This is a genomic window from Thioalkalicoccus limnaeus (genome assembly GCF_041197575.1).
Classification (GTDB): domain Bacteria; phylum Pseudomonadota; class Gammaproteobacteria; order Chromatiales; family Chromatiaceae; genus Thioalkalicoccus; species Thioalkalicoccus limnaeus.
This window is the reverse complement of sequence record NZ_JBDKXB010000017.1, coordinates 15,969-29,507: the sequence shown is the minus strand read 5'-3', so window position 1 is coordinate 29,507 and position 13,539 is coordinate 15,969. Positions and strand designations below refer to the sequence as shown.

Annotated in this window: 10 protein-coding genes; 8 read left to right on the top strand and 2 right to left on the bottom strand. The window is 66.6% G+C overall.

Going from position 1 to position 13,539, the window contains the following annotated elements; all coding sequences use genetic code 11:
- Both ABC977_RS12445 and ABC977_RS12440 read right to left on the bottom strand, forming a co-directional pair.
- A complete protein-coding gene (locus tag ABC977_RS12445) occupies nucleotides 1-1,893 on the bottom strand; it encodes a TonB-dependent receptor domain-containing protein (RefSeq protein ID WP_369667587.1) in 1,893 nt (630 codons plus the stop codon).
- A gap of 397 nt (nucleotides 1,894-2,290) precedes the next feature.
- Nucleotides 2,291-3,064 carry an adenosylcobinamide-GDP ribazoletransferase gene (locus ABC977_RS12440; protein ID WP_369667586.1) on the bottom strand — a complete coding sequence of 258 codons (774 nt, stop codon included), beginning with the start codon at nucleotides 3,062-3,064 and terminating at the stop codon, nucleotides 2,291-2,293.
- Between the two features lie 420 nt (nucleotides 3,065-3,484).
- Here ABC977_RS12440 and ABC977_RS12435 point away from each other — a divergent pair, with 420 nt between their 5' ends.
- From ABC977_RS12435 to ABC977_RS12400, 8 genes are all read left to right on the top strand, one after another.
- A complete protein-coding gene (locus ABC977_RS12435) occupies nucleotides 3,485-5,434 on the top strand; it encodes a methyl-accepting chemotaxis protein (RefSeq protein ID WP_369667585.1) in 1,950 nt (649 codons plus the stop codon).
- 39 nt (nucleotides 5,435-5,473) lie between these two features.
- A complete protein-coding gene (gene cheB / locus ABC977_RS12430) occupies nucleotides 5,474-6,547 on the top strand; it encodes a chemotaxis-specific protein-glutamate methyltransferase CheB (protein ID WP_369667584.1) in 1,074 nt (357 codons plus the stop codon).
- Nucleotides 6,544-8,079, top strand: coding sequence for a CheR family methyltransferase (locus tag ABC977_RS12425; RefSeq protein WP_369667583.1), 1,536 nt, complete (start codon nucleotides 6,544-6,546; stop codon nucleotides 8,077-8,079). Before cheB ends, ABC977_RS12425 begins: the two co-directional genes overlap by 4 nt.
- The gene (locus ABC977_RS12420) at nucleotides 8,069-10,312 is read left to right on the top strand and encodes a hybrid sensor histidine kinase/response regulator (RefSeq protein ID WP_369667582.1); all 2,244 of its coding nucleotides are present in this window, start codon (nucleotides 8,069-8,071) and stop codon (nucleotides 10,310-10,312) included. The genes ABC977_RS12425 and ABC977_RS12420 overlap by 11 nt, the downstream gene beginning before the upstream one ends.
- 24 nt (nucleotides 10,313-10,336) lie before the next feature.
- Complete coding sequence (locus ABC977_RS12415) at nucleotides 10,337-10,714, top strand: response regulator (RefSeq protein WP_369667581.1); 378 nt, start codon at nucleotides 10,337-10,339, stop codon at nucleotides 10,712-10,714.
- A gap of 75 nt (nucleotides 10,715-10,789) precedes the next feature.
- The gene (locus ABC977_RS12410) at nucleotides 10,790-12,529 is read left to right on the top strand and encodes a diguanylate cyclase (protein WP_369667580.1); all 1,740 of its coding nucleotides are present in this window, start codon (nucleotides 10,790-10,792) and stop codon (nucleotides 12,527-12,529) included.
- Complete coding sequence (locus ABC977_RS12405) at nucleotides 12,526-13,065, top strand: chemotaxis protein CheW (protein ID WP_369667579.1); 540 nt, start codon at nucleotides 12,526-12,528, stop codon at nucleotides 13,063-13,065. The genes ABC977_RS12410 and ABC977_RS12405 overlap by 4 nt, the downstream gene beginning before the upstream one ends.
- Nucleotides 13,062-13,496 (top strand): hypothetical protein, encoded by a 435-nt coding sequence (locus ABC977_RS12400; protein WP_369667578.1) that lies wholly within the window; start codon nucleotides 13,062-13,064, stop codon nucleotides 13,494-13,496. The genes ABC977_RS12405 and ABC977_RS12400 overlap by 4 nt, the downstream gene beginning before the upstream one ends.
- The last annotated feature ends 43 nt before the right edge of the window (nucleotides 13,497-13,539 follow it).

Genomic DNA, 13,539 nt, shown 5'->3' with positions numbered 1-13,539 from the left:
CTAGTCGAATTGCGCTTGGAGACTGGCGTAGAAGAAGCGACCCCGTTCCGGGTAGCCGAAATCGGCGGATTTCTCGAGCGGGTTCTCATCGGTCAGGTTCTCGATCCCGAGCCCGACTTGAACCCCGCGCGCGAGGTCCTTGCGCACATTGAGGTGCACCAGGGTGTAGTCGGGCAGGTCGTAGCGCGTCGTGCCGGCGCCGTAGAGCACCTGAGTGCCCGTGTACTCGGCGCGCAGTTGCGGCTTCAAACCCCACGGTGCCTGATCCCAGCTCAGGCGCAGGGCACCGGTCCCCCACGGACGCCCGGCCAAGCGCCGCCCGTTGCTTTCGTCGCGGGCCTCGAGGTAGGTGTAGTCGAGGGCCACACCGACGCCATGCGGCAGCGCCAATGCGACCGAGGATTCGATCCCCTGCGTGCGCGCCTGATTGATGTTGATATGCTCGAAGGCCCGACCGATGCGCTGATCGCAGTTCTCGACGCACAGGTTCGCGAGCAGGTCCTCGATGTCGTTGCGGAACAGCGTCAGACTGGCCTCGACGGGGTCACCATAAAAGTAGGCGCCCAGTTCATAGTTGTCCGAATGCTCGGGTCTCAGATCCGGGTTGCCGCGGAAGCTGTGCGCCCCGGCGAAGCTGTATTCGGGTGACAGTTGCTTCAGCGTCGGGGCCTTGAAGCCCTGGCCATAGCCGCCGCGGACCGTCCACTGGGGCGTGGCGTGGTAGACCAGATAGGCCCGCGGGCTGGTCTCGGAGCCGAAGAAGCGCTGATCGTCGTAACGCACCCCGAGCGTCAGAGTCAGGTCGTCGAGCAGGCTCCACTCGTCCTGGACGAAGAGCGCGCGGTTGTCGGCACTGTCCTTGCCCCGTGCGAGGGCTGGATGCTCGAGCGTCTCCTCGCGGTACTCGCCGCCAAAGGTGACCAGATGGCGCTCCAGGACCGGGACCGTCACGTGCCCGTCGATGACGTCCTCGAGCAGGTTTTGCCGGGTCGTCGGCGGAACCGCGGGATCATCGGTGCGGTTCTTCGCATCGAAGCGGGAACGGTAGGCGTTGAGCGCCAGGGTCGCTGGGCCGGCCTCGCCGCGGTAGCTCAGGAAGTACTGAGAGCGGAAGAGATCGTAGCTGCTGGTGTGGATCGGCGGCCCACCGCGGTGGTCGGTGTCCCGCCAGCGCTCTTCGTCACCGCCAAGCGCGCCGATCTCGATGCGCTGCCCAGGAACCGGCACGAAGGTCACGGAGCCCGTCGCGGCCCGCACGTCCTTGCCTTCGAGCTCCGTCAAACGTCGATCCGACTTCAGCGCCGTATCATCGACTCGCGTCGTCAGCGCCGAGAACTTGACGCCCAGGCGGTCCTCGACCAGCGGCCCCGAGACCGATGCCGAGAGCTGGTATTCATCGCCGCCGCGACCATGATCCGTCACCCCCCCCAGGACCCGGACGGCGCCGCGCCAGGTCTCGCTGACCGGCCGCGTGATGACGTTGATGACACCACCCATCGCATCCGTGCCATAGAGGGCCGACAGGGGGCCGCGTACGATCTCGATCCGCTCGACGTCGGGCAACGGCACCCAGGCGTAGCCGTAGTCCGAGTGCCCGATGTATTCGTCGGTCGCCGTCACGCGGCGACCATCGGTCAGCAGAAGGACATGCTTGCTGTCGAGCCCGCGGATGTTGACGACGCGCCGACCCGATAAACCGACACCGGAGATGGTCACCCCCGGCGCCTCGCGCACGGCGTCGAAGACGTCGCGCGCCGGCGACGCATCGAGGTCCTCGCGGGTGATGACGGTGACCGAACCCGGCGCATCGCGCACGTCGCGCTCGGTCAGGGTCGCCGTCACGACCAGTGACGGCAATTGCCCGGATACATCGGCGAGGACCACCGGCGGCATCGCCAACGCGCATGCCCACAGGATCGCCGATCGCGCGACCCCTCGATGGCGGTGAGATGATATGTCTTCCCACGAAAGGAATCGAGAACCAGGTGCAACCATGACGCCTCCGCAATGGCCGCCCTCGAGAGGCGGCTCGGATTTCGGTACATGGCTGCCCGGCCCCTCGGAACGCGATGCGAACAGCGGGGACCAGGTGGCTGGCTACGGCCTCGAGAAGTGGCCTTCCGGGCCGCGCCTCGAGACGACAAACAGGGGTAGGCCTTCCGCGCCATCGGCTCATCCTGACCCGATCGAGCACCCTGAATCGGTCAAGGCCCTCAAGGAGCGCGAATGGTAATCGCTGTCATTTGATCTTGCAAGGGAGGACAAGAGGGCGGCTGGCGCCGCGGCCCGTTCACGGCGCCGATAGCAGGAGTATCACACCGATCAGCACGGCGGCCTCGGTCAGTTCGACGAGTGCACCGGCGGTATCTCCGGTGAAGCCGCCTAGCCGTCTCAGCAGCGCGCGACGCCACGCCAACAGGATCAAGAGCGCGACCATGAGCGCGACGAGCCCGGCGACACCGCCGATCCAGGGCACAGCCAGGATCACAGCGGCGACGACCACCCAAGCTGCCCGTCGCGGGAGATGGGCAACGGCCGCGCTGGCCATACCGACGGGGCGCGCATAGGGCACCGTCAGCATCAACGACAGGATCTGAACCCTCGCCAGCACCGGGATCCAGACCAGCATCCAGACCGAGCCGGTGGCCAGCAGCGCCATCAGCGCCGACCACTTGACCAACAGCACCAGGACGATCGCCACGACCCCCATGGCCCCAGCGCGCGGGTCGCGCATGATCTCGAGGGCTCGCTCGCGGCTCCCCAGACCACCGACCCAGGCATCCGCGGTATCGCTCAGCCCATCGAGATGCAAGGCACCCGTCAGCCACACCCACAGCACCAGGATCAATGCCGCCGCGACACCAACCGGCGCCCACGGCAACAGCGCCGCCAGCCCCCACAGCATGACGCCGATGACGAGACCGATCAGCGGATAGAAGAGCGCGGCGCGCCCAGCCGTGGCCTCGGTCACCGGCCCGGGATCCGGCCACGGCAAACGGGTCAAGAAACGCCCGGCCGTCAATAAGGCCGCCCACATCTGGAATCGATCAACCAAGCTCGTCATCCGCGGAGGAGGCCGACCAGGTCGCGGGCCTGGCCGTATCGCAAGGTCGGCACGATCGGCAAAACACCCGACCGTGTCAAGCCAATCCATGCGCTTTGCAACGGATCCCATGGTAGCCAGCCCTTGTCGCCCTGCCGATCATGTCGCCAGCCTGATCATCCCTGAGCACTGATCACGATGAGCGCCCTGGATCAACCTACCCTGATAGGATGCGAGCATTCCGGCCTTCGCCTGGCGCGACCGGTCGCCGTCGATTGACAAGCCGACCAGTCACGCCTACAAAGGGCGTGGTATTCGATCGCTATTCGATGCCGGCCATCCTGTTGCGCCAACCTCGGGCTCGGGGCGTGCGAATGCCGAGACCCGCTGGTGGCCGATCCGCTTGTCGCCCCCGAAGGATAACTCACAGGGCCTTCCTCCATGTTCAGCAAGCTGCGTCTCTGGGCCAACATCCTGATCGGCATGGGGTTCGCCATCCTGGTGGCGATGGTGACGCTGACGCTGATCAACCTGCGGAATCTCGAGTCCGTGATCGAGGCCGGCGAAGAAGCCGAGCTCCGGCGTATCGCCAACACGATTCAAGTCAATATCGCGGCGGAAACCGAGACGGCACAGGCGCTCAGCGCGCTGGTCGCCAACATGCCCGAGGTCCAGACTCGCTTCGCGGCCGGCGATCGCGCCTGGCTACGCGACCAATTGCTGCCAGCCTACCGCGTCCTGGAGGCGAACCACGCGGTGGTCCAGTTTCAGTTCCATCATCCGCCAGCCCGCTCGTTCCTGCGCCTGCATTTGCCCGACAAGCACGGCGATGACCTGGCGGCTTTCCGGCATACGGTGGTCGCAACCAACACCGAGCTGGCGCCGCATCGCGGTCTCGAAATCGGCGTCGGCGACCTCGGCGCCCGGGGAATGGTCCCGGTGTTCGACGAAGGCCAGCACATCGGCTCCGTCGAGTTCGGCCTGTCCTTCGGTCAAAGCTTTTTCGATGCCTTCAAGCGGGACTACGGAGTCGATGCCGGCTTGCATCTGTTTCGCAATGACCGTATCGAGACCTTCGCCGGTACTTACGGCGAACAGCCGTTGTCCGGCGCCGCAGACCTGGAGGCCGCCTTCTCGGGGCAGCCCAGGACGACACGCCTCATGCTCGATGGGGTGCCCTTCGCGGTTTACGCCGAGGCGGTCCTCGACTACTCGGGTCGCCCACTCGGCGTCATCGAGGTTGCGATGGACCGGCGCGACCACCTAGCGAACCTCGCCCGCGCGACGCGTACCTCTTGGCTCGTCGGTCTGCTCGCGGTGCTGCTCGGTCTCGCCGTGTCCTGGTTCATGGCGCGTGCGCTGACCCGCCGCATCGCGCGGCTCGGCGATGGCGTTCGCCAGGTCGCCGCCGGCAATCTCGCCGGCGCGATCCCGATCGCTGGCCGTGACGAACTAGCGAGCCTTGCCGTCTCGATCGAACAGATGCGTGAGCACCTCCATGACCTCGTTGCCGAGGTCGATGCAAACGCCCGCGAGGTCCACGTGGCCGCCGAGGAGATCGCCCATTCGGTCGATGGCCAGGCGGCCAACTCGAGCGAGATGTCGGCCTCCGTCGCCGAGATCACTTCGACCATGGAAGAGTTGTCGGCCTCCTCGATCCAGATCGCCGAATACTCGGGCACCGTCGTCGAGATCGCGAAACGCACGTACGACGACAGCCTGCAAGGGGCCGAAGCGATGCAACGTCTCACGACCCGCATGACCGAGATCCACGACCGCAATCAAGATTCGCTGCGTGAGATCATCGATCTGGGGCGCAAATCCAAGGAGATCTCGCGGATCATGGTGATCATCGACACGGTCGCCGACCAGACCAAGCTGATCGCCTTCAACGCGGCGCTCGAGGCCTCTTCGGCCGGCGAGGCCGGACGGCGTTTCGGCGTGGTCGCGGCGGAGATCCGCCGCCTCGCCGATTCGGTGAGCGAATCGACGAACGAGATCGAGACGAAGGTCGCGGAGATCCAGGAGGCGATCAACCGGCTGGTGATCACATCCGAGAAGGGCGCGGTGGGCATCGAACAGGGCATGGAAGAGACGGCGCAGACCGCGAGCTTTCTCGAGACCCTCGTCGAGGCGGCCAGTGAGAGCAGTCGCTCGGCGCAGCAGATCAACCTGTCGACCCAGCAGCAGCGGACGGCCAGCAACCAGGTGGTCATTGCCTTGCGGGAGATCGTCGCCGCGAGCGCCGATACCGCCCAAACGGTGCAACGCATCGCGCAGGTGACACAGCAGATGACCCGATCCTCGGCGCTACTGAGAAAACAAGTCGCCACCTTCACGCTGGCCCGGGCGGAACCGTCACCTGACAGCAAGAAGCCGACCCGGATCTGACACTGGCGTCTGGCCGCCCGATATTCGCCACGTCGACCAATGAACGGACCTATTCGTGTACTGGTCGTCGATGACAGCGCGTCGGCGCGCGGCCTGATCGGGGCATTGATCGCCGCCGCGCCCGGCTTGATCCTGTGTGGCGAGGCCAAGCACGGTCGCGAGGCGGTCGCGCAGGTGCTGGCGCTGAAACCCGACATCGTGACGATGGATATCAACATGCCAGTGATGAACGGCATGGACGCGATTGCCGAGATCATGGCCGTTCGCGCGACGCCGATCCTCGTGCTGTCGGACCTTGCCGACGCCTCGATGGCGGTCGCTGCCGTCGCTCGCGGTGCGCTCGAGGTGGCCGGCAAGCCAGCGCTCGACGAGGGCCCAGCGTTCGCCGCGCGCCTCGAGATGCTCGCGCGCGTGCCCGTGATTCGCCACATCCGCTGGTCGAGTCGACCAGACCGGCCGGAGATCCCGACCACCCCGGACACATCGTCCGCCGCCGTCCAACGGTCAGGCCTAGCACCCTATCGCGTCGTCGCGATCGCCGCGTCGACGGGCGGTCCACAAGCGTTGGGCCAGCTTCTGCCGTCATTACCGGCCGATTTCCCCGCCCCGGTGCTGATCGCCCAGCATATCGCCGACGGCTTCGCCGCCGGCATGGCCGCATGGCTCGACACCATCAGCCCGCTGTCCATCAGCTTGGCGCGCGATGGCGACCCCCTGGCCGCGGGACGTGTCTACCTCGCCGATTCGAGAACGCATCTGCTGGTCGGCGCTAGCGGTCGGTTGACCCTGGTCCCCCGACGCGACGAGAACATCTACCGGCCCAGTTGCGATACGCTGCTGACCTCGGTCGCCCGATATGCCGGCGCGCGGGCCGTGGGCGTGATCCTGACCGGGATGGGGCGCGACGGGGTCGACGGATTGCTGGCGATTCATCGGGGCGGCGGCATGACCATTGCCCAGGATGAGGCCTCGTCGGTCGTCTTTGGCATGAATCAGGAAGCCATCCGTGCCGGCGCCATCCGCTGGGTCTTGCCGCTGGCCGAGATCGCTGCGGCCCTGTGTCGACTGACCGGTGCGCCGCATCCGATACACGGACCGATGATCGCGTCATGACCCCGAACGAACTCCCCGAGCTCATCCGGGAACGGATCGGACTCCCGCTCGACGACCTGCTCGCCAATGAACTGTGCCTGGCCGGCCTCGAGCACATGGACGCGGCGGATATCGTCGGCGAGCTCGCGCGCCGGGATACCCTCGACCAGGCCTGGCAGGCGGTGATTCGACGGCTCGCGATCCACGAGACCTATTTCTACCGCGAACCACAACATCTGCGGTTGTCGACCCAGATCCTGCTTCCGCCTCGCCTTGCCCGTTTGCCCGCTGGCGAACGGATCCGCGTCCTGTCGGTCGGCTGCTCGACCGGCGAAGAACCCTATTCGATCGCGATCGCGCTCCGCGAGCAGTTCGGTGAGCGCGCGGGCCGCCTGTTCGAGATTCACGCCGGCGATCTCGATCAGGCCGCGTTGGCGCGCGCTCGAGCCGGCCGATATGGACCCTTCGCCTTTCGCGCGCTCCCGGTGCCACTGCGCGACCGTTACTTCCTGCCCATCGATGATCGACACTGGCAAATCGCCGAGGTGATCCGTGAACAAGTCCGGTTCACCCCCTTCAACGTCTTGTCGCCGACCCTGCCGAGGGGCGACCCGGGTCAGGACCTGATCTTCTTCCGCAACGTCTCCCTCTACTTCGACCGCCGGACCCGGGAACGTGCGCTGCGGCACCTGGCCCAACGGCTCCGGCCTGGGGGGCACCTGATCGTCGGCGCAGCCGAGACGCTCGCCAATGACCTGGGGCTCTTCGAACTGTGCGAGCAGGAGGGGATCTTCTTTTTTCGCGATCGAACCTGGGCGGGCCACGACCCCGGTGTCGCCTCGCTGCCACCGCGCCCGCCGGCACCGATGGTCCGTCCCGGTCCCGATCGACGCCGACTCCCGGCCATCGGTCGCCCTAGCGCCACACTGGTGCGGCCACCCGAAACATCTCGTAGCCAAACGGCGATCCTCCGGACACGAGCGATTGCCGCCGCGGCCCGAGCGGCTACCGCGACGACCGATGATCGCTACCAGGAGGTCGTCGCGCTGGTCCGCGCCGAATGCCTCGACGAGGCCCTCGCGCGCTTGACACCGCTCTGCGAAGGCCCAGAGGCAATGGCCGAGCACCTCACGCTGCTCTCCCACATCCTCGTCGAACGCGGTGATCGAGCACGCGCGGCGACGGCTGCCGAACAGGCCTTGGCCGACGACCCCTGGTGCACCGACGCCTTGCTGATCCTGGCCCGGATCGACCGCTCGCGCGGAGACGACGACAGCGCGACCGAACGGCTGCGTCGAGCGCTCTACACTCGGCCCGACCACTGGCGGACCCATTACCAGTTGGCCGAGATCCACCGTGACGCCGGCCGGGTCGATCAGGCTCGACGCGAGTTCGGTATCGCATTGCGCCTAGCCACGACGAATCCCTCCGCCGAACCCTATACCGGACCGCTGCCCCTGATCCTGTCGCCACGGGACATCCGTCACCTGTGCGAGACCCAGCTGTCGCGGCTCGCGACAGCGACGAATCGACACGGCCACCATGGCGCTTGATCTTAAAAAGTTCATCGGACGTTTCGTCGGCGAGGCGCGCGATCATCTGAGCCGTCTCGAAGCCGGCCTCGCCGACCTGATCGAGACCGGTCGACTCCCCCCTGAACAGCTCGATGCACTGTTCCGCTCGGCGCATACGATCAAGGGCTCGGCCCGGATGCTGAAACTGACCGGCCTGGCCGAGACCGCGAATCGGGTCGAGGACGTGCTAGGAGCCGTGCGCGATGGCCGCATCCCGACCACATCAGAGCTCGGCCAGCGGCTGATGCGGGCGGTCGACCACCTGAGCCGGGTCGTCGATCGGATCGAGGCCACCGAAGGCAACGACCAGCCGTGCGATGCAAGCGTGAACGAGGATTTGCTCGCCGCGAGCACCGGCGCGACGGAGCCCGGGCCGAAGCAGATCGCTGTCGACGCGCATCCGGGCACCACGACGGCCTCCACGACCGAAGCCGCTGCCGATGGCGATGGCGATGGCGATGGCGGCGAGGCGACATCGGGCCCCGCTACGCTGCGCGCGTCCGATCAGGTCCGGGTACGGGTCGCGAAGCTCGATGAACTGATCAACCTGCTGGGCGAGGTCATCTCGAGCCAGACCCGGTTACGCCACAGGTTGTTGGAGGCCCGCGCGCTGGAAGCCAGACTCCGCCCGCTTCTGACTCCTCTCGACCGGACGGGACCCGGTCCGGCCGCCAATGCGGCCTTGCACCAGTTCGTGCTGTCGTTGCGAGAGCTGGTGCAGGAGCAGGAACGGCTCGTCGGAGAGCTCAATCAGCGGGCCTTGACGATGCGGATGCTGCCGTTGTCGACGGTCCTGGATCCGAGCGCGCGCGTCGCTCGCGAACTCGCCCGATCCCTCGGTCGGGAGATCCACTGCGAGGTCCGAGGCGGCGAGATCGAGATCGACCGGTACATCATCGATCGCCTTGGCGACGCCCTCGTCCATCTGTTGCGAAATGCGATCGACCATGGCATCGAGCCGCCCGACGAACGGGTCGCCGCCGGCAAGCCGCCGATCGGTCACCTGCGCCTCATCGCGCGTCAAGAGGGGGCCGGGGTCCTGATCGAGATCGCCGACGACGGGCGTGGCCTCGACCGCGACCGGATCGTTGCGAAGGCCGTGCAACAGGGGCTGATCGAGCCACATCGAAGCATCGAGATCAGCGACGACCAACTCGCCGACCTGCTGTGCCTGCCGGGGTTCACGACCAGCCCGATCATTACCGAGTTGTCAGGCCGCGGGGTTGGTCTCGATGCCGTCAAACGCGCGATCCACGACGAGCTGCAAGGCGCCATGGCCGTCGCGAGCCGCCCCGGTCGCGGCACCAAGCTGACGCTGCGCCTACCGCTGTCCTTGGCGCTGATCAGGATCCTGCTGCTGCGGGCTGGGGATCAGCTCTTCGGTTTGCCGGCCCAACACATCGTCGAGCTGATCCTGATCGACAAGGCCGAGACGATCCAGGTCGCCGACCGCCCCGCCGTCGTGCTCCGCAACGAAATCGTACCGCTGGTGGCTCTGAGCGACCTCCTCGGCGACGCCGGGGCCAGCGCCCCGATCAGTCCCGACCGGGCCACCGCGTCTCGCACCAGGAGCCTGGTGGTCGTACTCGGCCTGCGCCAGGCCAAGCTTGGCCTCGTCGTCGATCAGATCGTCGATGAACGGGACATGATCGTCAAACCACTCCCGGATCATCTGCGCGACTTTGGTCCGGTCGGCGGTCTGGTCAGTGGGATGGTGGTCACCGGAGACAACGATCTCGTCGCCGTCCTGCAGGCCCCGGCGCTCCTCGAGATCGCCCGCCAAACCCGCCATCAGGCCGTCGCGCGGCGTGCCTCGCGCCAAGGCGAGGCCAGGCCACCGGCCGCCGGGCAGCGCATCCTGGTCGTCGATGACTCGCTGAACACGCGCGAGATCGAGAAAGAGATCCTCGAGGCGTACGGTTACCGCGTGACACTCGCCGAGGATGGGCTCGAAGGCTGGCAAAAGGCGCTAGGCGGGCAGTTCGACGCGATCCTGACCGATGTCGAGATGCCCGGCCTCGACGGTTTCACATTGACCGCCAAACTGCGCGAGAATGAGCGCTATCGCGCGACGCCGATCGTCATCATCACCTCGCGACAGAAGGAAGAGGACAAGCAGCGGGGCATTCAGGTCGGCGCCGACGCCTACATCGTCAAAGGGGCCTTCGACCAATCGAGCCTGGTCGAGACCCTGCGCAACCTGCTTGGCTGAAGCAATTGATACCTTGGTGAGCTCATGCGTATCCTGGTGGTAGACGACGACCCCCTCGCCGGCGAGATGGCCGTTGCGATCCTCGAGGCGTCCGAGCATCGCTGCCGGCGCGCGGAGAACGTGCTCGAGGCCTTGGAGATGCTGGCCGCAGCCGAAGGATTCGACCTCGTCGTATCGGACATGAACATGCCGTTGCTCAATGGCCTGGAACTGCTCGGCGAGATGCGTGACCGCGGCATCGGGGTGCCATTCGTGCTGCTGACCGGGGACGACCCGGCCACACTGTCCGCGAAGACGACCGATCTGGGCGGCTGCTTGATGAAGGATGGATCGCTGGAGACCAGCCTGCCGCGACTCGTCGCTGAACTCGATGCCACCTCAGGCTCGACCGTGCAGCGCTGACCGGGACCGGCGCGCGGTCACCCGCCGCCTGGATTCGTCAGCGACCCGCACCTTCCGATACAACCAGGGCTACCGATGACACCCGCCCGCGACACCGAATCGCTCGATCAGATCAAGTCTCGCCTACGCGGTTCCTTTCTGAGCCAGCTACCCGATCGGCTGCACCAGGCTCGGGCGCTGCTCGCGACGCTGGGGCCAGGGACCGAAGATCGGGACGCCTTGCAGACACTGCACCGCCTCTTCCACACGCTCAAAGGCTCCGGGGCCTCGTTTGGATTCACCAGCATCGAGGCCCCGGCGAAGGCGGCCGAACAGGCCCTGGCGCAGGTCCTCGACGGGCGCCTCGCGGTGACCGAGGCGTTGTTGACGAGGTTGCACGAGCAGGTCGATACGCTCGCGCGGTTGGATCTCGATCCCGCCGACGCCAGCGATACGCCACATCGCCCGAGCTTCGCGCTCCCCGCCCGCCGACCCGGCGCCGACCGGGGTGGCGATCGTCGGGAACGTTTGATCTACCTCTGCGACGACGACCCGGATCTCATCCAGCAGCTGGCGCAACAGCTGGCCTGCTTCGGCTACCAGGTACGCCCCTTCCCGACCCTGGCGGCGCTGCATGAGGCCATCCGGGCGCAAACCCCGGCCGCCGTCATCATGGACGTCACCTTTCCGGAAGGTCCGTTCGCCGGCCCGGAGGCCCTGGACCTGTTGCGTGAAGACGCCGGGCTCGCGGCACCCTGCGTCTTCATCTCCAACCGCGATGATTTCGCGGCACGCCTGCGCGCGGTGCGGGCCGCCGGGGCGGCGTATTGCCCAAAACCGATCAAGACCGTCGAGATCGTCGAGATCCTGGATCTGATCACCGATCGCACACCAACCGAGCCGTTTCACGTCCTGATCGTCGACGACGACCGCGACCTCGCTGAATACCATGCGATGGTGCTCGAGAGCGCGGGGATGGTCATCCGCGTCGCGACGGCGCCGGACCAGGTGCTCGGCCTGCTCGGTACCTTCAGTGCCGATCTGGTCCTGATGGATCTCTACATGCCCGACTGCTCGGGCCCCGAGCTGGCCAGGGTACTGCGCCAGATCCCGGATTATACGAGCCTGCCGATCATCTACGTCTCGTCGGAGACGAACATGGACCGACAGTTCGAGGCCATGGAGGTCGGAGTCGATGGCTTCCTGACCAAGCCCATCGCCGCCGAACGCCTGGTGACCGAGGTCCGCCTGCGGGCGGAGCGGATGCGCATGCTGCATGCGCTGATGGTCCGCGACAGCCTCACCGGCCTGTTCAACCACAACACCATCCTGCAGTTTCTCGAAGTCGCGGTGGCCTCCGCGAAACGCGTCGACCGTCCGCTGTGTTTCGCCATGATCGACATCGATCGCTTCAAACAGGTCAATGACACCTACGGCCATGCGACCGGAGACCAGGTGCTGATGGCTTTGAGTCGAACCCTGAAGCTGCGATTGCGCAACAACGACCTCGTCGGACGCTACGGCGGCGAGGAATTCGCCGTCATCCTCGCCGATGCCGCCATCGACGAGGCTCATCGCATCATCGAAACCCTGCGTGCAGGCTTCGCCGAGGTCGTCTTCACATCGGACGATCGCGAGTTCAGCTGCACCTTCAGCGCGGGTCTCGCCGGCTTTCCGGCTTTCGCAACGGCCGAGGCCCTGACGGAGGCGGCCGACCAGGCCCTCTACCGGGCCAAAGATGGTGGTCGGAATCGGGTCGTGCTGGCTCGGGCCGAGGCCGGACCGATCCCTGATGCCGCTGTCCTCCGAGAGACCGAGGCGCCCAATATCCCATGACGCAGACCGACACCGACCAGCTCGCTGAGATCCTCGCCCGACGCCACCGAACCGAGTTGGATGCCGATGCCGATGCCGCTATCGTCGACGTCGAGACACCGACGACGCAGCTGGTCCTGTTCGCGGTGGGCGATAGCCTCTTTGCCTTCCCCGGAACCAGCATCCTCGAGATCCTGCCTTGGGCCCGCATTTACCCGATACCGGGCTGTCCACCCTCGCTCGAGGGTGTCCTCCATCTGCGCGGGGAGATCGTCTCGGTGGTCCGTCTCGGTGACCTGCTGGACAGGGGCCACGCCGAACCAGACCGCAAGACCGCGATTCTGCTCGGGCAGGGCGCCGGCCTGCGCAGCGGGCTGCATGTCGATCGCGTGCTCGACGTGCTCGAGCTCGCGTCGACAGGCATCCAACCACCGCCGACGACGCTTGCCGAGTCGCTGCGGCGGCTGGCCACCGGGGTCTTCCACTATCGCGACCAACCGGTGATCCTGCTCGATCTCGATCGGCTCTTTACCGACTATCTCAGAGACCCATCGTGACCCTCTCGCCGACAACCAGCGCGGGACTGGACCTGGTTCTCTTTCACGCCGGAGGCCTGACCTGCGCCGTCGAGGCATCCCTGGTGGTCGCGCTGCGCGACGCACGCACCGCGCCACCCGCGATAGCGCTCGCCGAGCTGCTCGATTTGGCGCCAGCGTCACCCATTGCCCCGCCCAGCCAAGCCCGCCGGCTGTGTGTCCGACAGGGTCATCGCGAGCGTTGGCTCGCGATCGATGAGCCGGTCCGACACCAACATGCGCCAGCGGCGGCGCTATACCCGCTCCCACCGTTGGTCGCGACACGATGTCGCATCCGGTGCGTGCGCGCACTCGCGTGGCTCAGGGCGCACGACGCGGAATCGCTGGCCATCCTTCTCGATCCCCGGCACCTGCCGGAACGCGCCATTCGATCCGGGAAGCCACTGGTCTGAAGCGGCCCTCGGCCGACGCCTCACCCGTCATCCGGCAAGGCGC